The 22,566-nt window shown below is 70.3% G+C and carries 18 protein-coding genes and 4 pseudogenes; 13 read left to right on the top strand and 9 right to left on the bottom strand.

Annotated elements, in window-relative coordinates; all coding sequences use genetic code 11:
* Nucleotides 1-93: 93 nt before the first annotated feature.
* Nucleotides 94-1,551 (bottom strand): NF041680 family putative transposase, encoded by a 1,458-nt coding sequence (locus OHA58_RS39060; protein WP_405475595.1) that lies wholly within the window; start codon nucleotides 1,549-1,551, stop codon nucleotides 94-96.
* Nucleotides 1,552-1,914: 363 nt separating this feature from the next.
* Between OHA58_RS39060 and OHA58_RS39055 the strand changes: the two genes are divergently transcribed.
* The 11 genes and pseudogenes from OHA58_RS39055 (at nucleotide 1,915) to OHA58_RS39005 (ending at nucleotide 11,176) form a co-directional block, all read left to right on the top strand.
* The gene (locus tag OHA58_RS39055) at nucleotides 1,915-2,538 is read left to right on the top strand and encodes a LysE family translocator (protein ID WP_405475598.1); all 624 of its coding nucleotides are present in this window, start codon (nucleotides 1,915-1,917) and stop codon (nucleotides 2,536-2,538) included.
* A 53-nt stretch (nucleotides 2,539-2,591) separates the two neighbouring features.
* Entirely contained in the window at nucleotides 2,592-2,942 is a 351-nt protein-coding gene (locus OHA58_RS39050) for a hypothetical protein (protein ID WP_405475601.1), read from the top strand.
* A gap of 31 nt (nucleotides 2,943-2,973) precedes the next feature.
* A pseudogene (locus tag OHA58_RS39045) lies at nucleotides 2,974-3,087 on the top strand (phosphate transport system regulatory protein PhoU); the annotation flags it as partial.
* Nucleotides 3,088-3,135: 48 nt separating this feature from the next.
* Nucleotides 3,136-3,600 (top strand): transposase, encoded by a 465-nt coding sequence (locus tag OHA58_RS39040; RefSeq protein ID WP_405475604.1) that lies wholly within the window; start codon nucleotides 3,136-3,138, stop codon nucleotides 3,598-3,600.
* A complete protein-coding gene (locus OHA58_RS39035; RefSeq protein WP_405485415.1) occupies nucleotides 3,486-3,743 on the top strand; it encodes a hypothetical protein in 258 nt (85 codons plus the stop codon). The genes OHA58_RS39040 and OHA58_RS39035 overlap by 115 nt, the downstream gene beginning before the upstream one ends.
* A gap of 215 nt (nucleotides 3,744-3,958) precedes the next feature.
* On the top strand, nucleotides 3,959-4,858 hold the full coding sequence (locus tag OHA58_RS39030; RefSeq protein WP_405475607.1) for an antibiotic ABC transporter ATP-binding protein: 900 nt from the start codon (nucleotides 3,959-3,961) through the stop codon (nucleotides 4,856-4,858).
* Nucleotides 4,855-9,033, top strand: coding sequence for a caspase family protein (locus OHA58_RS39025; RefSeq protein WP_405475610.1), 4,179 nt, complete (start codon nucleotides 4,855-4,857; stop codon nucleotides 9,031-9,033). Before OHA58_RS39030 ends, OHA58_RS39025 begins: the two co-directional genes overlap by 4 nt.
* Before the next feature lie 213 nt (nucleotides 9,034-9,246).
* Nucleotides 9,247-9,549, top strand: a complete 303-nt coding sequence (locus OHA58_RS39020; protein WP_405484642.1) for a transposase — start codon at nucleotides 9,247-9,249, stop codon at nucleotides 9,547-9,549.
* A pseudogene (locus OHA58_RS39015) lies at nucleotides 9,509-10,083 on the top strand (transposase). The gene OHA58_RS39020 and the pseudogene OHA58_RS39015 overlap by 41 nt, the downstream one beginning before the upstream one ends.
* A gap of 98 nt (nucleotides 10,084-10,181) precedes the next feature.
* The gene (locus OHA58_RS39010; protein WP_405484690.1) at nucleotides 10,182-10,766 is read left to right on the top strand and encodes a dihydrofolate reductase family protein; all 585 of its coding nucleotides are present in this window, start codon (nucleotides 10,182-10,184) and stop codon (nucleotides 10,764-10,766) included.
* Nucleotides 10,763-11,176 carry a VOC family protein gene (locus OHA58_RS39005; RefSeq protein ID WP_405475613.1) on the top strand — a complete coding sequence of 138 codons (414 nt, stop codon included), beginning with the start codon at nucleotides 10,763-10,765 and terminating at the stop codon, nucleotides 11,174-11,176. The genes OHA58_RS39010 and OHA58_RS39005 overlap by 4 nt, the downstream gene beginning before the upstream one ends.
* A gap of 289 nt (nucleotides 11,177-11,465) precedes the next feature.
* On the opposite strand, the gene OHA58_RS39000 is transcribed toward OHA58_RS39005, so the two are convergent.
* The 3 genes and pseudogenes from OHA58_RS39000 to OHA58_RS38990 all read right to left on the bottom strand — a co-directional run bounded on the left by OHA58_RS39000 (nucleotide 11,466) and on the right by OHA58_RS38990 (nucleotide 14,139).
* Entirely contained in the window at nucleotides 11,466-12,455 is a 990-nt protein-coding gene (locus OHA58_RS39000) for a hypothetical protein (protein WP_405475616.1), read from the bottom strand.
* 142 nt (nucleotides 12,456-12,597) lie between these two features.
* Nucleotides 12,598-13,160, bottom strand: a pseudogene (locus tag OHA58_RS38995) (hypothetical protein); the annotation flags it as partial.
* Between the two features lie 88 nt (nucleotides 13,161-13,248).
* On the bottom strand, nucleotides 13,249-14,139 hold the full coding sequence (locus OHA58_RS38990; protein ID WP_405475619.1) for a LysR family transcriptional regulator: 891 nt from the start codon (nucleotides 14,137-14,139) through the stop codon (nucleotides 13,249-13,251).
* 80 nt (nucleotides 14,140-14,219) lie between these two features.
* Here OHA58_RS38990 and OHA58_RS38985 point away from each other — a divergent pair, with 80 nt between their 5' ends.
* Nucleotides 14,220-15,242: an NADP-dependent oxidoreductase gene (locus OHA58_RS38985; RefSeq protein WP_405475622.1), complete on the top strand. Its 1,023-nt coding sequence runs from the start codon at nucleotides 14,220-14,222 to the stop codon at nucleotides 15,240-15,242.
* A 182-nt stretch (nucleotides 15,243-15,424) separates the two neighbouring features.
* On the opposite strand, the gene OHA58_RS38980 is transcribed toward OHA58_RS38985, so the two are convergent.
* Nucleotides 15,425-16,144 carry a hypothetical protein gene (locus OHA58_RS38980; RefSeq protein WP_405484692.1) on the bottom strand — a complete coding sequence of 240 codons (720 nt, stop codon included), beginning with the start codon at nucleotides 16,142-16,144 and terminating at the stop codon, nucleotides 15,425-15,427.
* A 92-nt stretch (nucleotides 16,145-16,236) separates the two neighbouring features.
* Here OHA58_RS38980 and OHA58_RS38975 point away from each other — a divergent pair, with 92 nt between their 5' ends.
* The gene (locus OHA58_RS38975; protein ID WP_405475625.1) at nucleotides 16,237-16,809 is read left to right on the top strand and encodes an ArsR/SmtB family transcription factor; all 573 of its coding nucleotides are present in this window, start codon (nucleotides 16,237-16,239) and stop codon (nucleotides 16,807-16,809) included.
* A gap of 332 nt (nucleotides 16,810-17,141) precedes the next feature.
* On the opposite strand, the pseudogene OHA58_RS38970 reads toward OHA58_RS38975, so the two are convergent.
* The 4 genes and pseudogenes from OHA58_RS38970 to OHA58_RS38955 form a co-directional block, all read right to left on the bottom strand.
* Nucleotides 17,142-17,960: pseudogene (locus tag OHA58_RS38970) on the bottom strand (cellulose binding domain-containing protein); the annotation flags it as partial.
* 366 nt (nucleotides 17,961-18,326) lie between these two features.
* Nucleotides 18,327-20,390, bottom strand: a complete 2,064-nt coding sequence (locus tag OHA58_RS38965) for a fructose-specific PTS transporter subunit EIIC (protein ID WP_405475628.1) — start codon at nucleotides 20,388-20,390, stop codon at nucleotides 18,327-18,329.
* A 148-nt stretch (nucleotides 20,391-20,538) separates the two neighbouring features.
* Nucleotides 20,539-21,486 (bottom strand): 1-phosphofructokinase, encoded by a 948-nt coding sequence (gene pfkB, locus OHA58_RS38960; protein ID WP_405475631.1) that lies wholly within the window; start codon nucleotides 21,484-21,486, stop codon nucleotides 20,539-20,541.
* A gap of 145 nt (nucleotides 21,487-21,631) precedes the next feature.
* On the bottom strand, nucleotides 21,632-22,393 hold the full coding sequence (locus OHA58_RS38955; RefSeq protein ID WP_399974080.1) for a DeoR/GlpR family DNA-binding transcription regulator: 762 nt from the start codon (nucleotides 22,391-22,393) through the stop codon (nucleotides 21,632-21,634).
* Nucleotides 22,394-22,566: the final 173 nt, after the last annotated feature.

Below are 22,566 nucleotides of genomic sequence, written 5' to 3'. Positions count from 1 at the left end.
TTACCGACGGTCAGCCTGCCACCGACTTGTCCACCTGCGCCCTGTCACCGTCAGCCGAAGCATGGTTTCGGGACAGCCCTTATAGCTTGATCTTTAACCTGTGCGGCGTGGTCGTGGGGTGGTTGACTTCGTCGTTCTCTTTTTCGCTGCCGCTGTTTTGCGGGGTGTATGCACGTCGTGGCGGGGTGTGGGTCGTGTGTTCTTTTGGCCCGGCGGCCGTCCGGGGCCAGGGCGCGAAGGTTTCGGTGCTTGGGCTGGACAGGCCGATTGCGGGCGGATGTGCCGGAAGTCGCGGCGGACTCGGGCGGGGGTGAGTCTGTCCGGCGGGGTGGGTTTCTCCCAGGGACGGCGCCGGTCGGCTGCGAGTGGGCGGGCGAGCCGCAGTTGGGTGTAGGCAGCGAGGATCAGCCAGGTCCATCGGTCGGCTGCCTCGGGGGTGCGGAGCTTTGGGGAGGTCCAGCCGAGGGTCTGTTTGAACAGGCGGAAGGTGTGCTCGATGTCGAAGCGCCGGAGATATGCCTGCCAGAGGCGGTCGGCGTCGTCCGGGGTGGCATCGGTGTCTGACCACCACAGCCAGACCGGCTTGGGTGTTGCTCCGCTGGGCAGATGGCCGATGTCCAGGCGGATCACCGTTCCTTCCACGATCGGGAGGGTGCCGTCTGCGGCTGCCCAGGAAGAACGGTGGGTCAGCTTGGGGTGCAGCCGGTTCCAGGACCGGGCCCTGGCAGTGCCGTAGAGGCGGGTGTCGGTGATGGTTTCGGTGTCCGGGAGGCTCCAGGTGTTGGGCTGTCCGAAGACGAACTCGCCGCCGTGCCGGGGCGGTCGGCCCTGAGTGTGTGGCAGCCGTAGTGGGACCGCTCTGCGCAGGACGCGGTCGGATCGCATCCTGGCCAGCACCTGGACCGGCAGGTCACCCAGGAGGAAGCCGAGGCGGGGCGCGTCGTATCCGGCGTCCGCGACGATGAGGATGTCGGGGTCGCCCGCCTGCCACTGCCCTGCTGCGATGAGTCGCTGCAGCAGATCGCGCAGTTGCCGGGCGGTGACGGTTGCGGTGTCGTCGCCAGGCTTCAGACGCAGCGCGTCCAGCGGCGCCGTCCATGAGCTACGGCCCGGCTCGAGCGCGCAGACGATCGAGTAGGGCCAGCCGGGGACCGGGATGTGCTGGTCCTTGCCCCGGCCATAGGTGTGACACAAAATCCGCTCGGGTGAGGTGTGGGCGTCGGGCCGCAGCCAGCAGGTGACATCGATCGCCAGGACCAGCCGGCCGTCGGCAGACCGCGGCAGTGGCACCTCTGCCAGTGCCCGCCGCAGCTGGCCGTCATCGATGCGTCCACGGGCCATGGCTGCGTAGAGCCCTCCATGGCCGCGGCGGTGTTCACCCACCAACGACAGTTCGGCCAGCGACCTCACCGGCCCGTCGCCGCACAGAACAGCATCAGCCAGCTCGAACAACACGTCCGAACGGGAGGTCAGGCAGGCATAGAACTCGCCCCGGAAGCATGACAGTTGTGCGAGCGACTCTCGCCGGGCGTCGTGATGCAGCAGACTCATCCTCACGGCCTTCGTGCTGAATGTGTGTGTTCCTTGGTCGGAGCGCATGTTCAGACGAAGGCCGCCTTCATGTCCGGCAGATACCAAACCGAGTGATCAAGTTCGACGGACCATTCGACGCCGCACGTTAAAGATCAAGTTATAGGGCCTGTTGCGAAAGTGCTGGTTACAGCCACTCGTTGATCGCAGCGATCAGCACGGCCTCGTAGCCGGCGGCGAACTTGCGGGTCCGTGGGCTGTCCGAGCAGGAAGGTGTCGGCTCCGTCCGTGCCGAGCGTCGGCCACGCCTGCCCTCCGGTTCCCGCGATCCGTCAGGCCGACAAGGGCCTTGTGAGGCACTCGAACACTCGGCATGCTGACCCGATGTTGGCTTCTATCGTTCCGTTCGTCGGTGCGGCTTTTCTGATTGCGATGGTCCCCGGGCCGAGTACGGCTGTGATCCTGCGCCGAGCGGTGATGAATGGCCGTAGAACCGGTATGGCCACGGTCCTGGGCAATGAGTGCGGGGTGCTGCTGTGGGGTCTCGCGGCGGCGTTCGGGCTCTCCGCCCTGCTGCTGGCCTCGCAGATCGCCTATGAAGCGATGCGGATCTTCGGCGCCACGGTACTGGTGTGGATGGGGGCCCGCGCGCTATGGCAGGCGCGGCGGGTCGGCGGGCCGGGTGAGGAACCGGTGGAGACGGCAGCGGTGGGGCATCGGCGGGCGTACTGGCAGGGATTGGTCACCAACTTCGCCAATCCCAAAGCGGGCGTGTTCGCCGTGTCTTTCCTGCCGCAGTTCGTGCCGCAGGGAGCCTCGGTGCTGCCGACGCTGGTCGCCTTCTCGGTGATCTGGGCGGTGGTGGACCTGATGTGGTACCTGCCACTGGTCTGGCTGGCCGGGCGGGTGCGCAGTGCGTTCCAGCGGCAGTCGGTTCGACGCCGGATGGAGCAGATCTCCGGTGCCGTCCTCGTCGGCCTGGGGCTGCGACTGGCGGTCGAGCCGTAGTCAGTCAAAGCCACCCGTCCGCGTCCGCTCGCTCCAAGGAAGAGACAACCGCTGTGCACGCTGTCATCGTCCGGTGGGACCTGTCCGCTTCCGGTCGGACCATCGAGTCCAGGCGCACCTACCTGCGTGAGGAGTCCGTTTCCGCGTTCTCCGAAGTGCCCGGGCTCCGCTTGAAGATGTGGGTCTCCGATGCCGACGCAAACAGGTGGGGCGCCGTCCTGCTGTGGGAATCCAGGGAGGCAGCGCAGCAGCCGCTGCCCAGCCGGGCGCTTGAGCTGATCGGTTACCCAGCGACAGTGGCTCATTCATTTGACGTGGAGGCCACCACCGAGGGTCGTTTCGAGACGCAGCAGCTCGCACTGCGCGGCCTGGCCTTCGACGGGACCGCCGATGTAGTGCAGTAGAGATGGTTGGGACACGAGCGCGGAAGCGGCTCTGCGCGGCGGCCGTTGGAAGCACGGCGTCGAGTCGGCCGTCGACGTCACTTGGGTCGGCCGCTACTACGAGCGGCTCGCCGACTATGCCGTGTCGGTAGCCCAGCGCGTCCTTGCGAGGCAGGGACGCGCTGGGGTCTGTGAACATCGATCTTGGTGGCAGATGATCACGCCCGTGGAGCGTGGTGATCTGACAAACCGCCAGTGGGCCGAGCTCGAGCCGTTGCTGCCACAAGGCAAGAAGCCTGGGCGGCCTCCGGCTTGGCCCCGGCGGCAGCTGATAGACGGCATACGGTCACGGACGCGGACGGGCACCCCGTGGCGGGATGTGCCCGAACGGTACGGCCCGTGGGACCGGGTGTACGACTTGTTCCGGCGCTGGCAGCGGAATGGCACCTGGGCCCGGATCGTCGCCCAACTCCAAGCGCAGGCCGACACCAGGGGCCTGATCACCTGGAACGTGAACGTCGACTCCACGGTCTGTCGGGCCCACCAACACACCTCCCCGATGTCGTGGCCGACTGCCTCGACCACGAGGCGTCGTCGGCGCCGGACGAGGCCGGTGAGATCTGGCGCGCCGTGTTCGTCCCGAACCGGATCCCCTCCGACGCCCCGTGCTTCCGTCTGACGGACAACCAGACGTTCGTCTACTGGAACGGCCGGGCGGCACGCCTGATCCAGACCCTCGCCGGAGCGGAGAGCGTCGAACTCCGCCTCGTATGGTCGACCGACCCCACCGCTGAGCCCCACCCCCGCCCGATGGGGTTCTGACCGGGGGCCGAGCCGAGGCCCGACACACCGCCACGCTCGCCCTGTTCGTCCGGTCGGGGGCAGTCAGGGCGAGCGTCGCGATCAGTCCGTACGCCGTTACGCAGGACGTCTTTTGAAGGCTGTTCGCAGTCGGATTCGCGATCAACCGGCGAACGGTGCGGTCGTGCCCCCTACTCTGAAGGAGTAGTTGGGCAGGGACTCGGGGAAGGGCTGTTGTGGCGCAGGTGGTGCTGGTGCACGGAGTGGCTCAGCAGTTCGAGGGGCCGGAGCTGTTGTCGTTGCGTCTGGGCGCCGCGCTCCGTGACGGGGTGAAGCTGGCCACGGGGAAGGCACTGCAGCCGGAGGCCGTGGCGTGCGCGTTCTACGGGAACTGCTTCGTCGAGCCAGGGACGCGGTCGGACGGCCTCCCGGCGTGGAACGAGCGCGATGTGGAGGACGGCCTGGAGGCCGAACTCCTCGACGCGTGGTGCCGCCGGGCGGAGGAGATCGACGACGCGGTGCCGCCTGCCGACGAGGAGGGGACGCGAGGGCCGGCCGGGTACGCCGCGTCCCGGCTGCTGCTCTCCCGGTGGGTGCGTGAGCGGCTGAACGCTCTGACGGAGGCCCGGTTCTTCCGGCCGGTGTCGGAGCGGATACTGATCGGTGAGCTGAAGCAGGTGCGCCGGTATCTGGACGAGCCGCCGGTGTGGCAGGCCGCCCGCGCGGCGGTCGCGGCCGAGATCGGTGCGGACACACGGGTGGTGGTGGCACATTCGCTGGGTTCGGTCGTAGCGTACGAGGCGCTGTGCGAGAACCCCGACTGGCCGGTGACCGATCTGGTGACGGTGGGCTCTCCGCTGGGTCTGCCGGTGATCCACCGGAGGCTGAGCCCGCTGCCGGTGGAGGGCCGTGGGGCGTGGCCCGGCGGGGTGGCGCGGTGGACGAACGTCGCCGATCCGGGTGACATCGTCGCGCTGGTGGGCGAGCTGGCCCCGCGGTTCGCGTCCGGACCCGGCGACGGCGTGGCCGACCGGACGATCACCAACGGGGTGCGGATGCACGACTTCGAGCGCTATCTGACCGCCCCCAAGACCGGGACCGCCGTCGCCGCCGGCCTCCGGGCGCCGCACGCATGACACCCCCCGCAGCCGCAGAAGACGCCGAACTCGCCGTGGCGGGGCGCCGGTTCCTGATCGCGGCCGGTGTCGGCACGTTCCGGGAGTCGGGCATCGACGGCCTGCCCGGCGTCCCGGCGGACGTGCGCCGCGTACGGGAACTGCTCGAGCCGATGGGATACACACCCGTCCTCACCGATCTGGCCGCCGATCCGACCCGGGACGCGCTCGCCGAGGGCATCGAGGACTGGACCCTGGAAACGGCCCTGGGTTCGGACGACGTGGTGGTGGTGTACTTCGCCGGACACGGCGTCCACGAGGAGGACCGCCACTACCTGCTGTGCAGCGACACCAGGCCCGGCCGCTGGACCCGGGCACTGGCCGCGGAGGACCTGGCCCGGCCGCTGGTGAAGAGCCCGGTCGGGCATCTGCTGGTCATGCTCGACACCTGCTATGCCGGGGCCGGCACAGCGGACATCAGCCGGCTCGCCGCCGACCTGGCGGACCTCCACCGCGGGCGGGCCAACCGCTGGCACCTGGCGGCCGCCCGCGCCAGGGACCGGGCGCGGGAGAACGTGTTCGTCGACGCCCTCGCCGACGTCTTCGCCCACCCCCGCCACGGCGCCACCCAGCAGTACGTGAGCGTGCGCGAGGTCACCGAACGCGTCAACAACCACTTCAGGGCCCACCGCCCCAGCCAGCAGGCCCGGTTGACCACCACCGAGACCGACGGCCAGGACCCCTTCTTCCCCAGCCCCCTCTACCTGCCCGGACTGCCCGCCGACGGCATCGACCTGGTCGGCCTCGCCCTGCTGCGCCGCCGCCACGCCGGGCACTTCGATCCCCGTAGCCGCGGGCTCGAACACGCCGGGGAACGCGGCGACTACTTCACCGGCCGCGCCCGCGCCCTGGCCGACCTCACCGCGTTCCTCACCGCCCCGGACGCGGACCACGACCGCAAGGCCCGCGTCGTCACCGGCGACCCCGGCTCGGGCAAGTCGGCACTACTGGGACGCCTCCTGACCCTGACCGACCCCGACACTCCGAGGACGCGGGCGGTCCCGGGTGCCTCCGGCGGCGAACAGCTGCCACTGCCGGCATATCCCTCCGTGATCGCCCTGCACGCCCGCCGGGCCTCCCTGGCCGACCTGGTGACCGACCTCGCCGCAGCCCTGCACCTGCCCTCCCCCGCCGACCGCGACACCGTGCTGACCGCACTGTCCGCCCGCACCACACCCGTCGCCGTCGTGGTGGACTCCCTCGACGAGGCCGGAACCGCGGGCGACACCCGAGAGAGCCGACGCATCGCCGGCGAACTCCTCCAGCCCCTCTCCACCCTCCCCTCGGTACGGCTCGTCGTCGGCACCCGTCGCCCCCAGATCCCCGCCCTCGGCCACGCCGTACACGTCCTCGACCTCGACGCGCCGGAACACATCACCCGCGCCGACATCACCGCGTACGCCCGCGGCGTCCTCGAAGACGCCCAGGACCCCGACAGCCGCTCCCCCTACCGCCACGACCCCGCCCTCGCCGCCACGATCGCCGACGGCATCGCCGAACGAGCCCGCTTCTCCTACCTCGTCGCCCGCATGACGGCACGCGCCCTCGTCCACGGCCAGATCACCGTCGACACCGGCCGCCCCGACTGGCACCAGCACCTCCCCAGCGACGCGAAGGAAGCCTTCGCCACCTACCTCGACCGCTTCGGCCCCGACCGCCCCAAGGCCGAACGCCTCCTGCGCCCCCTCGCCTACGCCCAGGGCGCCGGCCTGCCCTGGTCCACCCTCTGGGCCCCCCTCGCCGAGGCCCTGTCCGGCCTGCCCTGCTCCCAGGCCGACCTCGACTGGCTCCACCGGCACGCAGGCGCCTACATCATCGAGACCCCCACCCCCGAGGGATCCGCCTACCGCCTCTTCCACGAGACCCTGGCCGAACACCTGCGCCGCACCGGCCACGAACACGACGACCACGCCACCATCGCCCACACCCTCACCGCCCTGGTCCACAAAGACCCTGCCACCGGCGTGAACGACTGGCACCTGGCCCACCCGTACATCCGCCACCACGCGGCTACGCATGCGGCGGCGGGTGGCGTCCTGGTCGGGTTGCTGTTCGACCCCGAGTACCTCGTCCACGCCGCCCCTGCCCCGTTGCTGCGCGCCCTGGACACAGTGACTGCCCCGGCGCACCGCATCGTCGCCGACATCTACCGCGCCTCGGCCGCCGCTCACGCCCCGCTCCCCGCGGACGCCCGCCGCGACATCCTGGCGATCGATGCGGCCCGCTACGAGTACCCTCAGCTCGCCGCCAAGCTCGCTCGGACCCGCCCATGGGCACCACGCTGGGCTACGGGCAGCCTTGTTCACCCTGCGCACCGGGCCACTCTCACCGGCCACACAGGCAGGGTCGGCGCTGTAGCAGTGGTGGAGATCGACACCCGCCCCCACGCCGTCACCGCCGGCGAGGACGGGACGGTGCGCGTGTGGGATGTGGCCTCCGGCACCGAACGTGCCGTCCTCGCCGGTCACACCGGCAGCGTGATCGCGGTGGCGGAGTCCGAGATCGACAACCGTCCGCATTTCCTCACCACCCACGGCGACGGGACGGTGCGGGTGTGGGATCTGGTCTCCGGTTCCGAACACGCCGCGTTCACCGGCCACACCGAGTGGGTCGATGCGCTGGCGGTGTCGAAGGTCGGGGGCCGTTCCCACGTCCTCACGGCCAGCAGGGACGGGACGGTGCGGGTGCGTGACCTGGCCTCCGACACCGAACGTGCTTTCCTCTCCGGTCACACCGGCAGGGTGACAGCAGTGGCGATGGTCGAGCTCGACGACCGTCCTCACGCTCTCGTCGGTCAGGATGACGGGACGGTGCGGGTGTGGGATCTGGTCTCCGGCTTTGAACGCATTGCCCTCACCGGCCACATCCACGGCGTGAACGCGGTAGTGGTGACGGAGATCGACAACCGTCCGCACGCTCTCACCGCCGGTGGCGACGGGACGGTACGCGTGTGGGATCTGGTCTCTGGCTCCGAACGCGCCGTCCTCATCGGCCACTTCGCCGGCGTGAACGCGGTGGCGGTGGTGGAGATCGACAACCGCCCCCACGCTGTCACCGCAAGCGAGGACAGGACGGTCCGGGTATGGGATCTGGCCTCCGGCTCTGAACGTACTGTCCTCACCGGCCACACAGACCGTGTGACGGCGGTGGCGGTGACCGTGCTCGACAACCGCCCCCACGCCGTCACCTCCAGCGATGACGAGACGGTGCGGGTGTGGGATCTGGCCTCAGGCACCGAACATGACGCACTCAGCAACCACACCCGTTGGGTGAGCGCGCTGGCGACGGCGGAGATCTACGACACCCCCTACGTCCTCAGCGGCGACGGCGGGACGGTGCGGGTGCGCGAACTGGCCACCGGCACGGAACGGGCCGCCCTCACCGACCACGGCGGCTGGGTGAGCGCATTGGTGGTGACGGAGACCGACAACCGTCCCAACGTGCTCATCGGCGGCGACGAGATGGTGCAGGTGTGGGACCTGGCCACCGGCACGGAACGGGCCGCCCTCACCGACCGCGGCGACTTGGCGACCGCGCTGGTGGTGACGGAGATCGACAACCGTCCCCACGCCGTCACCGCCGTCCATGACGGGACGGTGCGGGTGTGGGATCTGGCTTCAGGCACCGAACGCGCCACCCTCAGCAGTCAATCGGGTTGGGTGGGTTCGGTCGCGGTGGCGGAGATCGGCCACCGTCCCTACGCCCTCTTCGCCGACGGCGAGACGGTGCGGGTGTGGGATGTGTCTTCCCACACCGAACGCCCTGCCCTTACCGGCCACCTCGGTCGCGTGAACGCGGTGGCGGTGACACAGCTCCACGGCCTTCCCCTCGCCGTCACCACGGGCAAGGACCGGACGGTGCGGTTGTGGGATCTGGTCTCCGGCACGGAACGTGCCGTCCTCACCGGCCACACCGACGAGGTGAAGGCGGTGGCGGTGACGGAGATCGACCAACGCCCTCATGCCATCACCACCAGCGAGGACGGTTCGGTGCGGGTATGGGACCTGCTCACGACCCGCGTGGTGGCGGCGCTCGCGCTCCCCCTGCCGGCGCAAACCGTCTCGGCGCACGGCGATGTCATCGTCCTGGCCATGGCCCACGAAGTCGTCACGCTCCAGCGCACCCGCACTCCATAACGGTGTCTCAACAGGCCCGGTCGAAACAGGCGCTGGCCGGAGCCGCCCAACCAGCCGCCATGTGTTCGACGTGCCACCTGTATGCCGCCGCCACTCGATGCCCTGCACAGCCCGCGGACGGTCGCAACGCGGCCGTGATCTTCACGTACGACACGGGCAGGACGTTCTGGCAAGGTCTTCACTCCTTGGACGACTTTGTTCCAACAGGAGTTCGTGGCGGGGCTTGGATGCGGGCGGGCCGACTACGTCTACGTCTGGGTCGACCGCATCCGCCTGCGCGAGACGAAGTCGTGCGTACTGGTCCTGATGGGCGTGCGCGCCGACGGCACCAAGGAGCTGATCGCCATGAGCGACGGCTACCGCGAATCCGCCGATTCATGGGCGGATCTCCTGCGCGACTCCGCTCGCCGCAGCCTGCGCGCTCTCGTCCTTGCGGTCGGCGACGGCACACTGCTTCTGGAAGGCCCTGGCCGAGGTGTTCCCCGAAACCCGCCATCAAAGGTGCTGGGTTCATAAAATCGCCAACGTTACGAACGCCCTGCCGAAATCCGCCCAGCCCGGCGCGAAGAAGGCCCTGCAGGAGATAACAACGCCGAGGACCGCGACCATGCACAAAGGGCTGTGGCCGCGTTCGCCAAGGCCTACGGCGGGAAGTTCCCCAAGGCCGTCAAGCAGACCACCGACGACGTGGACGAGCTGCCGGCCTTCTACGACTTCCCCGCCGAGCACTGGATCCACTTGCGCACCACGAACCCGATTGAGTCGACTTTCGCCACTGCCCGGCTGCGGACCAAGGTCAACCCGGGCGCTGGCAGCGCGGCCGCCACCCTGGCCATGGTCTTCAAGCTCGTCGAGTCCGCCCGGCAGCGGTGGCGGGCCGCGAACGCACCCCACCTCGTCACCGTGGTCCGTGCCGGAGCCCGCTTCGAGCGCGGCCACCTCGTCGAACGCTCCGAGAGCCACGCGGCCTCAACGACCGCAATTGATCCACGGGCCATGACTCCTGCCCCCCCAGAGGCCCGGCAGCAAGCCGGCACGTCGGGCCGATGAGTTTGCCGGTTGCCTGAAGTCTTCCTTGTGCCACTCCCGCCCCGTCGGCGGATCAGGAAACGCCGGATCTCGGTCATGGAGGAGAGATGGAGGCCAGGATGAACAATCCGATTCGGCTGTACATGTCGATGTCGCTCGACGGCTATATCGCCGGCCCGGACGATCGGCCAGGGCAGGAGCTCGGACGCGACGGTGGGCGGCTCTTCAACTGGCTCGACGACCGGGAGCCCGACGGTCCGAGCGGCCAGGTCTACCGCGAAGCGCTGGCGACCGGCGCGGTGATCTCCGGCCGTCGGACCTTCGAACTCGCCGGGCGCTGGCAGGGCGACCACCACGACGGCGTACCGATCTTCGTCCTCACCCACCAGGTGGATGACGGGGACGTGCCACCCGGCCACGCGCGTTTCGTCACCGATGTCGAGGACTGCGCCCGCCAGGCTCGCGCAGCCGCAGGGGACCGGCCGGTCATGGTCCATGGGGCGGGGACGGCCCAAGCACTTCTCCGAGCCGGGCAGGTGGACGAGATGGAGATCCACCTGGTTCCGGTCCTCCTCGGGGAGGGCCGGCGGCTGTTCGACCACCTGGGTAGCGATCACATCGAACTCGACCTCGTCCGGCGGCTCGAAGATCGAGACGTTACGCACCTCCGCTACCGGGTGCATCGACCCGAGGCGGCCGCGTGAAGACGCTCTTCGTCTCCTACCGCGTCACCGACCTGGACCGCTCGCTCGGTTTCTACACCACCTTGGGCTACGCCGAACTGGGCAGGGTCGAGGGCGGCGACGGGGCTCGCCTCGTGATCCTCAAGTTCCCCGACGAAGCGGCGGCCTCGCTCGAACTGGTCCACCGCCCCGGCGAGAAACCGGTCGACGTAGGCAGCGGTTTCGACCACCTCGCGATCCAGGTGGAAACGCTCGCCACGACCCTGGAGACGCTGACCGAAGCCGGCCTGAGGCCCGAACCCCTCCAGTACCCGGGCGGCCCTCACGGCCCGAAGACATCGTGGCTCACGGACCCGGACGGTTACCGGATCGAGTTGGTGGAGTGGCCGTCCGGACATCCCGACGGCATCACCGCAGCAGACTTCGCCTGAGGCAGCTCGAGCAGCTGCGAGGCATGACACTCCACGAGCCGGGCCAAACGCGCATCCACAATGGGCGGGGCCTAGTCGCGTCAGTCAGGCCAGCCGGGTTTCTGCAACGCTCTTCTGTCACCGGCGAGTCACGAACACCATCGACGCACCCACGCCAACCGCCCATTCCGGCCTTCCGGATGCAGGGCCCTGCGCCCTTACACCTGACTCCCGCGGATCATCGGCGAACCCTCACACCCCTTCGCCGAGGGTCCGCTCTTCCCTGGGAGCGGGGCCCGCCGACGCCGGATCAGGCGCGCAGGGTGACGCCGAAACGGGTTCTCATCCGCCGCAGTTCCCACAGCGAGACGGCGGTCACCGACAGTGGCCCGCCCAGCGTGGAGCCGATCTGGACGATGGGCGGGCCTCCCGGCATGCCTTCGGTCATGTTCAAGACCGCGAACACCCACACCAGCGTCAGGGTGAGGACGGGCGGCAGCATCGGGTGGACCTGGCCGCTGTTGAAGGTACTGCGGGCCGAGTACAGCGACGCCATGAAGAAGAAGGGAAAACCCCACACGATCACGATCAGCGAGGCGACGGCCAGTACGTACTCCCACCAGCTTTTCCCGTCGTCGGCGTTGACGGTCAGGCCCGTCGGGACGAGGATTCCGCCCATCACGACCAACGTCAGCACGTACCAGCCGACCGCCTTGAGCGGAGCGCGCAGCCGGGAGCGCAGATGTGGCCGCAGGTGCGGGGGCGCGTAGTAGATGAATCCGATGATGACCAGGGGCGCGGCGATGATCAGCACGAACGGGGCGAGGATGAGTTGGGCGGCACCCCCGTACGCCGCGTCCTCCCAGCGGTTCGGATCCACGTTGTAGGCGAGGATCAGGGCGATGGTGGCGGCGGCACCGAGCACCGTGCGGGCCAGCTGGACGCGGTCCACGGTGCGGTCCACGATCCGGCCGTCGCGCTCCTGCGCGAAGAGCCTGGTGGCCACGCGGTGCGCGGAGCGCAGGATCGCGCCGATGAGCCCGAAGGGAGCGCCGAACGACAGGCAGCCGCGGCGGCGCCGGGCGGCGGGCCTCGTGGGCTGGGGACCGTAGGGGTACGGGTACGGGTTCGGGTGCGGAGGCTGGTTCGGGATCGGGTACGGGCCCGGATTCGGTGGTGGCGGACCGTACGGGCCGCCCTGCGGTGGTCCGTAGGGAGCGCCCCAGCCGCCCTGGCCTCCCGGTCCGTTGCCGCCAGGCTGACCCGGGCCGTTTCCCGGCCCCCATCCCCCCGTAGCCATGCCTCTCCCCGTTCGCTCTCGGCCAGTTGCTGTGTGTGTCCTGTGGTGCCACGGCGCAGTGTAGTAGCACATCGAGTGACAGAGGCCGCGCTCGTTGCCGGTCGCGCCGCCTTGCCCGTCGCGCCACATACGTGCATACCCGTCAGCGCTCCGGCGAAGCGCCGAGGCCGGTCAGGGCGCCGACCGGATCGAGGTCGGGGGTGCCGCGGAGCGACCAGTCGTCGTGGCCCGGTTCCGACTCGTACGCATACCACAACCCGCCCCGGCCCAGGCGGAGTTGGACATGGCCGCGGGGGTGGGTGAGGTGGTTGCGCCAAGGGCGGAAGGTCGACAGGTCGGCGGCGAGGAGGAGCGGGCGGGCGCGGTCGAAGCGTCCGGCCGGGGGGCCCAGGGCTCCTCGAGAACGGCGAGCCCTTCGATGCCGCCCTGCCGCCAGGCCGCGACTGCGCGGGCCAGTTCGGCGGGGGTGCGTTCGGCGGCGGAGGCGAGCGAGGCGTAGAGCGAGCGGGAGCCGACGGTGAGGCCGGAACCGGGGCGGGCGGCGGCGAGTTGTCCGCGTCCTGCCACAGCGTCAGCTCCGCCACCGGATCGCGGCCGGTGCTGAGCAGTGCGTGGGCGCGGGCGGCTGCGTCGGTCGCCAGCTGGTCCAGCGCGAACAGGTCGGGGGCCGCCGGGCGCCGCCGGGTGAACCGGGGCCGCTCGGGGTAGGTGAGCCCCCGTCTTTGACAGCAGGCGGGAACTCACCTCATTCCAGCGCGGATTCGCACGCGTTGCCCTCCGTCTCACGTGGAGGTCATTCACCAGGGGTGCCAACTGCGCGTCCTGCCCTCAGTTCCCTTATCAGCGCTCGGACTCCCGCCGTACGGGCCAGCTCCGGCGTCGTGGCGTAGCCGATACGCCGGGTCGGGCGGCCGGGGCCGAGGTCGGCGATCTCGACTGTCGGCGGTGCGTCGCGCAGCGAGAGCTCGGGCATGACGGCCATCCCCCGTCCCTGAGAGACCAGCGCCAGCACCGTTCCGTCGTCCTCGGCGGTGATCGTGGCGCGCGGCAGCCAGTCCTGGCTGGACCACCAGTCGGCGGTGTAGGAGGAGCAGTTCTCCTCCCAGTCAATGAACGGCAGGCCGCGCGGGTCCGGGTGACCGGCCGGATGGACGAAGGCGTACGACTCCGCCACGAGGTCTCCCGTGATCAGTCCATGCGGCAGCGGTGTCGACCCGCCGAGTGTCGCGATCGCCAGGTCCGCGCGCCCGTCGGCCACCTCGCCACTGGTCCCGCGTCCCACATCCCGAACTACCCGGACTTCTGGGCTGAGACCGGGATGGCGCCGGGCCAGCCGTTCCAAGGCTTGCGGCAGTAGGTGCAGCGCCGCGCTGCGGAAGACGGCGACACGCAGCGGGCCGGTGAGAGTGTCCTCGGCGCCGCCGCCGCGGACCTCGGCGGCCATCACCTCGTACAGCCGCAGGATCCGGCGGGCATGGCCGACGGCGCGCTCGCCGGCCGGGGTGGGCGTGGCGCCCCTACGGCCCCGTTCGAAGAGGACCACGCCGAGCTTGCGTTCCATCCCCCGAACGGCGTGAGAGACAGCGGACTGCGTCATCCCCAGCGCCGTCGCGGCGGCGGTGAAACCGCCCTCGTCGCCCACGGCCAGGAGTACGCGCAGCTCGGGAGGGGTGAGTTCAGCCATGAGCGCCTTTCATGTTCAGCAAGGGAACCATCGACGAAGCGGTCTGCCCGGGCCTGGGATTCCTCCGTAGCGTCGTGGTCATGACGATCACAGCACAGGTCGTGCACCAGATTGCACGCCCCTCCGGTTTCCCGTCCGCGTCCGACTTCACCTTCACGCAGGAGGTACTGACAGCACCGGCGCCCGGTCAGATACTCCTGGAGAACGTCCTGTTCTCCGTCGACCCGTACATGCGCGAGCTGATGGACGTGGCAGGCCTTCCCGATGGCTCGGCCTTGTGGAACCTGAACTCACCCCTCGAAGGCCGCACCATCGGCCGCGTCCTCTCCTCCGCCGACCCGTCCCTCGCCCCAGGGGACCTCGTCCTGCACCGCAAGGGCTGGCGGACCCACGCGCTGCTGCCGGCCTCGGAGGTTCGGATACTCCCGCGTTACGACGGGGTGCCTCTCACCGCGCACCTCTCCGTCCTCGGCGGCACCGGCCTGACGGCATACGTGGCGCTGACCCGCATCCTGCGACTCCAGCCGGGCGAGGACCTCTTCGTCTCCGCCGCGGCCGGTGGCGTGGGCACGGCGACGGGCCAGTTCGCACGGCTCCTGGGAGCGGGGCGGATCGTCGGCAGCGCGGGATCGGCGACGAAGGTCAAGCGGCTGGTGGAGGAACTCGGCTTCGACGCGGCCTTCGACTACCACGACGGCCCGGTCTCCGACCTGCTCGCCGGCGCGGCCCCCGACGGCGTCGACGCAGCGGTGGAGAACGTCGGCGGTGACCACCTGGAGGCTGCCATCGGCTCGCTGCGCGACTTCGGCCGCATCGCCTGGGTCGGCGCGGTCGCCCAGTACAACTCCCTCACCTCTCCCCCGCCCGCCCCGCGCAACCTCTTCGACGTGGTCGGCAAGTCCCTCCGGCTGGAAGGTGTCCTCGTCCGCGACCACCGCGACGCGCAGCCACTTCTGGAGGATTTCGCGGTCCCACACATCCGCTCCGGCGCGCTGGTGCCCCAGGAGACGGTGGTGGAGGGATTCGAGAACATCGTGACAGCGTTCCTGGGAACACTGCGGGGGGAGAACACGGGGAAAATGCTTGTCCGCGCAGGCGAGTAGGGGCGGGGCGACGACAGAGGGCTGAGTTCGTAGAGAGTGACCAGCACCATGAGGATCACTGAAGCCCTCGCCGATGCGGGGCTCACATGCTGGGCGGACAGTGATGACGGGCGCGCGGGCGGCGGCATAGGCGTCGCCGAAGGCCGCCGTGCAGGTATTGACAATTACTCAACCGAACCGGCCTACGCATAGGGCCGGATGGCCACCGTGACATCCATGTCGAAGGCGTTCGCCCCCGCCGCGGACGGCAGGCCCAGGGCCCGGTCGAGCGCGTGGCTCAGGGGGCCGCAGCCACTAGTGCCCGGGGCGGCGAACTCCGTGTCCTGGGCACCGAAGGCGACGACCAGGGGGTCCTTGGATATCACCCGGGTGGGATCGGTGTCCTTGAGCACCAGGTGGACCGCGTTCTCATCGCTGCCCACCGAGCAGCCCGACGACGGCAGGGCCAGCAGCCCGTGCGCCGAGCCTATGGCGAACTTGATGTCGAACTCGCCGCGCCGGGTGTCGTCGGACAGGAAGTCCGAGTAGCCGCCGTACTGCGGAGTCAGGGCCAACGGGGTGCCTCCCACCTGGATTGGCGCAGCGGTCATCTCCCCGAAGACCTGGCGGAATTCACCGTCCACACGGCCTTCCGCAAAGGTGATCTTCATAGGTTCGGTGAGCGGCTCGTCGAAGGCGCCCATGCGCAGATACCCCGTGGCGTGCATGACCTCGCAGCGCCAGGTCCCGGGGTCTGCACCCGCGGGCAGCTCGTCGACGGTCGGGCAGGCGGAGAAGTCGAACTCGGGCAGGTCCGCGGCCCGTTCAGCTCCATGCGCGGGTGCGGCGCCCAGGGCGAGTCCGGCAAGTAGTGCCCCCGCAGCAGCACTTGTGAAGCGGCGGACTGTGCGATTCAAGGTCACTCGGTTCGGCGTCATACGCCCCAGCATTGCAGAACTTCCTCTGCAGAGGAAGTTCTGCAGAGAAATCGCTGCGCTCTGGATAGACTGCCGCCATGACGAAAGAGCAGAGAGCGGAAGGCGCAGGGCGGCGCACGGTCGACAGCCCAGAGGTGCTCAAGGCCCTCTCGCATCCCCTGCGCCTGCGCATCCTGCGCCACCTCGGCGCGGCGGGCCCGGCCACCTCGACCACGCTGGCCGCCGCCCTCGGCGAGAACACCGGGACGCTCAGCTACCACCTGCGCATGCTGGAGCGCAGCGGCCTCATCGAGGACATCCCCGAGCGCTCCACCGGGCGTGAGCGCTGGTGGCGCGGGGTGCGCGGCCTCGACATCCGCCGACCGCCGCAGGGTGAGCTGACGGAGGCCGAGCGCGCCATGTCGGCCGAGCTGGACCGGATGAGGATGGAGGAGGACGTCGAGCTCGCCCGGCAGTTCACCGCCGGACAGGCGGAGTCCGAAGGCTGGATGCGGGGTTCACGCAGCCTCATCCACCTCACGAAGAGTGAGCTGGACGCGTTCCATGACGACTATCTGGCCTTGCTCGCGCGCTATGCCCGCGGCCCCGAGGATGCCCCCGACGACGCACGACCCGTACTCCTCCGCTGGTTCGGTCTGCCCGCTGACTGACCGGCAGCCGACCGACGAACTGTCCCATCGATCTGACCGGACACATCGACCGGCCCCCTGGCCGTGGTGCTCAACGCGCTCGACCCGGCGCACCCGCCTTCGTCCCCTGCGGGAGTGTCCGACTTGTTGAATCGACCGCAGGCGCTCGCTCTGCAGCCGTAGCGTCCAGGCGACCGCGTCACCGACAACCAGTAGCACCCACCACACGACACAGCAGAAGCGTCAGCACCACGGCTTACATGAACATACAAGACACTCCCGGCCGCGCCCGCCGCCTCGGCGGGCGCGGCAACGGGAGCGGTGGAATCGGTGGGAAAAGGGTGCCGGACAGGTCAGGGAGCGGTGCCCCAGGCGAGGGTGCCGTCCACGTAGACCCCGAGCATCGCCGCGTCGGCATAAGCCGTGTTGGTGCCGCGGCTGTAGTCGTCGGCCTCGTTGAAGTTCGACCAGTCGGTCTTGTTCAGGCGCAGCTGGATCTCACCGGTGGAGGCTCCTGCCGCGAGGCTGCCGCTGCCGAAGCCGACCTCCAGGTAGTGGCTGGCGCCGGCGGCCGAACTGCCGGAGGCCGTCACGCCGTGGGTCACATTGCCGCAACCCAGCACTGCGTAGTCGCAAGCGGTGCCGAAGGTGCTCGCGCCGGCTTCGGGGGTGAACCAGTAGCGCACCTTCACGGTGGACAGGTTCACCGTGGTGGTCCCGGTGTTGACCAGTTGCACGCCCATCCGGATCTGGTTGTCGGTGGCCGACGAGTCATTGTTCTTGTACTGGACCTTGAGAGTGCCGGTGCCGGTTCCGCCACCCGCGGACGTGGTTGCCGAGATCGCCGCGGACGCCGCCGAGACGTTCCCCGCCGCGTCCCGGGCCTTGACCGTGTAGCTGTACGCGGTCGAGGCGGTGAGCCCCGTGTCCGTGAAGGTGGTCGTCGCCGAGGAGCCCACCTGCACACCTGCGCGGTACACGTCGTAGGCGGTCACGCCGGTGTTGTCGGTCGAGGCCGACCAGGACAGCGAGACACTGCCACTCGTCTTCCCGGTGACTGTCAGGCCGGTCGGCACGGAGGGTGCCTGGGTGTCGCCGCCGCTGCTGCCACCGAGAGGCGGGTACGCGTTGCGCACCAGCTCCTGGAACTGGGCGGAGAACCGGCCGGCGACCAGCAGCTGGCCGCTGACGGCCGGCGACTAACGGCGGCTGAACTGCCTTACCGGGCCCGCGAATGCGTCCCGCTCGTCCGGTGTCAGCGGCACGGCCTCCAGGGCGGGCGGTCCGCCCTGACCCGGCAGCGAGGCGCGGGCCGCTCGGTGCCCCAGCCCACATGGCGGACCAGCCGGACGAGACCGACCACCCACCCACCCCACGGTGGCGACCGCGAGGAACGCCACACCCATCTGCTCAAAGATCGACACGTGCTCAGGTAGGGCGCCAGTCAACACCACGGTCCGGGACTTTGGTCCCGGACCGTGGTGTATCTCGCATGAGCGGACAGTTCCGAACTGTCAGGTGGTTACCGGTATCTGCTGTCAGGCGGCCACCGGTATCTTCGGCTCCTCTCCCTTTTGCGCCGTCGCGTCGCCCGCCCCGTCCGCCCCGCCCTCGGGCGCGGACTTCCGCATACCCTTCAGGATCACGACCAAGGCCGTCGACACACAGACACCGGCGGCGATCGCGATGAGGTAGAGGAACGGGTTGCCGATCAGCGGGACCACGAAGATGCCGCCGTGCGGGGCGCGCAGGGTGCAGCCGAAGGCCATCGACAGGGCGCCGGTGACCGCGCCACCCGCCATCGAGGCGGGGATGACGCGCAGCGGGTCCGCCGCGGCGAACGGGATCGCACCCTCCGTGATGAACGAGGCGCCGAGCACCCAGGCCGCCTTGCCGTTCTCGCGCTCGGTCCTGGTGAAGAGCCGGCCGCGCACGGTCGTCGCGAGGGCCATGGCCAGCGGCGGGACCATGCCGGCGGCCATCACCGCGGCCATGACCTTGAGCGAGCCCTCGGTGGGGTTCGCGAGGCCGCCGACCGCGAAGGCGTACGCGACCTTGTTCAGCGGGCCACCCAGGTCGAAGCACATCATCAGGCCGAGGATGACGCCGAGGATGATCGCGTTGGCGCCGGACAGGGAGTTCAGCCAGTCCGTCAGGGCGCGCTGGAGGGAGGCGATGGGCTTGCCGATGACGAGGAACATCAGGAAGCCGACCACCGCGGAGGAGATCAGCGGGATGACGACCACCGGCATGATCCCGCGCAGCACGGGAGGCACGTTCACCTTCTGGATCGCCATCACGACGCCGCCCGCGATGAGACCGGCGGCGAGGCCGCCGAGGAAGCCGGCGTTGATGGTGAGCGCGATCGAACCGCCGACGAACCCGGGCACGAGCCCCGGCCGGTCGGCCATCCCGTACGCGATGAAGCCCGCGAGGACCGGGACGAGGAACGCGAAGGCGACGGAGCCGACCTGGAAGAGCAGCGCGGCCCAGCTGTCGGTCTGGGTCCACACGAAGTGCTCGGCAACGGACGGCGCCTTGTTGATGGTGTAGCCGCCGATCGCGAAGCCGAGGGCGATGAGGAGACCGCCTGCCGCGACGAAGGGGACCATGTAACTGACGCCGCTCATCAGCCACTTGCGCAGCTTGGTGCCGTAGCCGTCGCCGGCGTCACCGGCCCGGTCCACGGGGGTCGCGGACGGGGCGCCCGAGGTCGTCTCGCCGCGCGCGGCCTTCTCGCGTACCTCGCCGATGAGTGCGGCGGGCCGGTTGATGCCGGCCTTCACGCCGACGTCGACGGTGGGCTTCCCGGCGAAGCGGTCCTTCTCCCGTACGGGCACGTCATGCGCGAAGATCACGCCATCCGCGGCGGCGATCACGTCGGGGGCGAGACGGGTGAACCCGGCCGAGCCCTGCGTCTCGACCACCACCTCCACGCCCCCCGCGTCCCGGCCCGCCTTCTCCAGGGACTCGGCCGCCATGTAGGTGTGGGCGATGCCCGTGGGGCAGGAGGTGACTGCCACGATCTTGAACTTCGCGGCGGGGGCCGCGGGAGCGGTCTCGGGCTCGGGAGTGGACTCCGGCTCGGTAGTGAGCTCGGGAGTGGACTCCGGCTCGGTAGTGGGCTCGGGAGTGGACTCCGGCTCGGGAGCGGGCTCGGGTTCGTCCCCGCGGATCAGCGCCGCCGTGGCCCCCGCGTCGGTCGCCGTGCGCAGCGCCGCCTTGAAGTCCTCGTCCATCAACTGCCGTGCCAGCGACGACAGGATGGTGAGGTGGGCGTCGTCCGCCCCAGCGGGCGCGGCGATGAGGAAGATCAGGTCGGCCGGGCCGTCCGGCGCCCCGAAGTCGATCCCGTCGGCGCTGCGGCCGAAGGCGAGGGTCGGCTCGGTGACGTGCTCGCTACGGCAGTGCGGGATGCCGATGCCGCCGTCGAGGCCGGTCGGCATCTGCGCCTCGCGGGCCGCGACGTCGGACAGGAAGCCGTCCAGGTCGGTCACCCGGCCCCGGGCGACCATCCGTTCGGCGAGGGCGCGGGCCGCCGCCTCTTTGGTGTCGGCGGACAGGTCGAGATCGACCAGGTCCGCGGTGATCATCTCGCTCATCGCGGGCTCCTTCGTACGCGTATCGCCTTGGCGGCGGGGGTGGGAACGGGGGTTTCGCCGCGGGAACGGCGGCTCCGGAAGGGAGCGTGGGGAGTGATCAGGCCGGAAGCGACCGGATGGGGCGTATTCAGGGGCGGGGCGCAGGCCGTCATGGCGCGGGCTCCTTCAGTGCGCGGTCCAGCGGGACGTCCGACGTGAGGGTCACCGCGTCCGGGTCCAGGTCGGCCGGGGTCGGCATCGCGCTGCCCGGGAGCTGGACCGCCGCGGCGCCGTGGGCGACGGCCGAGGCCAGCGCCCGCGGGCCGGTGCCGCCCGCGATGAGGAAGCCGGCCAGGGAGGAGTCGCCCGCGCCGACGTTGCTGCGGACGGTGTCGACCGGGGCGGTGGCGAACCAGGCGCCCGAGCCGTCCACGAGCAGCTGCCCGTCCGAGCCGAGGGAGGCGAGTACGGCGCGCGCTCCGAGGTCCCGCAGCTCCTCGGCCGCCTTGAGGGCGTCGCCGACGGTGGCGAGCGGACGGCCGACCGCCTCGGCGAGCTCCTCCGCGTTCGGCTTGACGACGTCGGGCCGTTCGCGCAGGGCCGCGAGGAGGGCCGGGCCCGAGGTGTCGAGGGCGATACGGGCGCCGGCCGCGTGGGCGCGGGCGACCAGCTCGGCGTACCAGGGCGGGGTGAGGCCGCGCGGGAGGCTGCCGCAGCAGGCGATCCAGTCGGCGCCCGCGGAGCGCTCGCCGACGACGGTGAGCAGTGACTCGGCTTCTTGCGGGGTGAGTTCGGGGCCCGGCGCGTTGATCTTCGTCAGGGTTCCGTCCGGCTCGGCGAGCGCGATGTTGGACCGGGTCTGTCCGGCTACGGGTACGGGGGCGACGCTGATCCCCTGGGCGTCGAGGAGTTCGGCGACCAGGGCACCAGGCGCGCCGCCCAGCGGGAGCACGGCGAGTGTGGGGGCGCCGGCGGCGGCGACGGCCCGCGAGACGTTGACGCCCTTGCCGCCCGGGTCCATGCGCTCGCCGGTGGCGCGCAGGACCTCGCCCCGGTCGAGTGCGGGGACCTCGTAGGTGCGGTCCAGGGACGGGTTGGGGGTGACGGTGAGGATCATGCCGCGTGTGTCTTCCGTGATGGCTTGCGTGGGGGCTTGCGTGGGGGTGCCGGAGCCGATGCCGGTGTCGGGGCCGATGTCGGTGTCGGTGTCGGTGTCGGGGCCGAGCCCCCGGTGTCTGGAGCCGGTTTCGGAGTCGGCGGGCTCATGCGCGGACCACCTCCGTGCCGCCCTTCTCGATGGCGGCGGCGTCCGCGTCACTGAGGCCGCTGTCGGTGATCAGCACGTCCACGTCGCCCAGGTCGCCGAAGCGGGCGAAGTGCTCCTGCCCGTACTTGGCGGAGTCGGCGAGCAGCACGACCCGGCGGGCGGCGGAGACGGCCGCGCGCTTCACGGCGGCCTCGGCGAGGTCGGGGGTGGTCAGGCCGTGTTCGGCGGAGAACCCGTTGGCCGCGAGGAAGAGGACATCGGCGCGGATCTCCCCGTACGCCCGCAGGGCCCAGGCGTCGACGGCGGCGCGGGTGCGGTGGCGGACGCGGCCTCCGACGAGGTGCAGCTGGATGCCGGGGTGGTCGGCGAGGCGGGCCGCGACGGGCAGGCCGTGGGTGACGACGGTGAGCGTCGACTCCAGGGGCAGAGCCGCGGCGAGGCGGGCGACGGTGGTGCCCGCGTCGAGGATCACGGTGCCGTCCTCGGGAAGTTCGGCGAGCGCGAGGCGGGCGATGCGGTCCTTCTCGTCGGCCGCGGTGCCCTCGCGCTCGGCGACGTCGGGCTCGAAGTCGAGCCGCCCGGCCGGTATGGCACCGCCGTGCACACGCCGTACGAGACCGGCCCGGTCCAGGGTCTTCAGGTCACGGCGGATGGTCTCCGCGGTGACCTGGAACTCCTCGGCGAGTGACAGCACGTCCACGCGTCCGCCGTCACGCGCAAGGCGGAGGATCTCCTGCTGCCGCTCCGGTGCGTACATGTCCGTCTGCCTCCGACGTCTCGCCCGGCTGTGCCCGAGTCTGTGGTTTCGATCTGAGGCTACGGCTAGATTTCCAGAAAGTAAACAGGTTCGGGCATGTCGCAGACACAATCGGACTTTGATCACGGGTGCGACAGGTGGGTCTCCGCGAAGAGGTACGACTAGCTACTGAG

This window comes from Streptomyces sp. NBC_00009 (genome assembly GCF_045040855.1).
Classification (GTDB): domain Bacteria; phylum Actinomycetota; class Actinomycetes; order Streptomycetales; family Streptomycetaceae; genus Streptomyces; species Streptomyces aureus.
Note: the sequence above shows the minus strand (reverse complement) of the source record. Positions and strands in the feature narration are given on the sequence as shown.

Bases quoted from the DNA above. Each gene is read 5' to 3' on its own strand.
- OHA58_RS39060 (WP_405475595.1), bottom strand. From the start codon at position 1,551: ATGAGTCTGCTGCATCACGACGCCCGGCGAGAGTCGCTCGCACAACTG.
- OHA58_RS39040 (WP_405475604.1), top strand. From the start codon at position 3,136: ATGATCACGCCCGTGGAGCGTGGTGATCTGACAAACCGCCAGTGGGCC.
- OHA58_RS39010 (WP_405484690.1), top strand. From the start codon at position 10,182: ATGAACAATCCGATTCGGCTGTACATGTCGATGTCGCTCGACGGCTAT.
- OHA58_RS38965 (WP_405475628.1), bottom strand. From the start codon at position 20,390: ATGAGCGAGATGATCACCGCGGACCTGGTCGATCTCGACCTGTCCGCC.
- OHA58_RS39025 (WP_405475610.1), top strand. From the start codon at position 4,855: ATGACACCCCCCGCAGCCGCAGAAGACGCCGAACTCGCCGTGGCGGGG.
- OHA58_RS38955 (WP_399974080.1), bottom strand. From the start codon at position 22,393: ATGTACGCACCGGAGCGGCAGCAGGAGATCCTCCGCCTTGCGCGTGAC.
- OHA58_RS39000 (WP_405475616.1), bottom strand. From the start codon at position 12,455: ATGGCTACGGGGGGATGGGGGCCGGGAAACGGCCCGGGTCAGCCTGGC.
- pfkB (WP_405475631.1), bottom strand. From the start codon at position 21,486: ATGATCCTCACCGTCACCCCCAACCCGTCCCTGGACCGCACCTACGAG.
- OHA58_RS39055 (WP_405475598.1), top strand. From the start codon at position 1,915: ATGTTGGCTTCTATCGTTCCGTTCGTCGGTGCGGCTTTTCTGATTGCG.
- OHA58_RS38990 (WP_405475619.1), bottom strand. From the start codon at position 14,139: ATGGCTGAACTCACCCCTCCCGAGCTGCGCGTACTCCTGGCCGTGGGC.
- OHA58_RS38985 (WP_405475622.1), top strand. From the start codon at position 14,220: ATGACGATCACAGCACAGGTCGTGCACCAGATTGCACGCCCCTCCGGT.
- OHA58_RS38975 (WP_405475625.1), top strand. From the start codon at position 16,237: ATGACGAAAGAGCAGAGAGCGGAAGGCGCAGGGCGGCGCACGGTCGAC.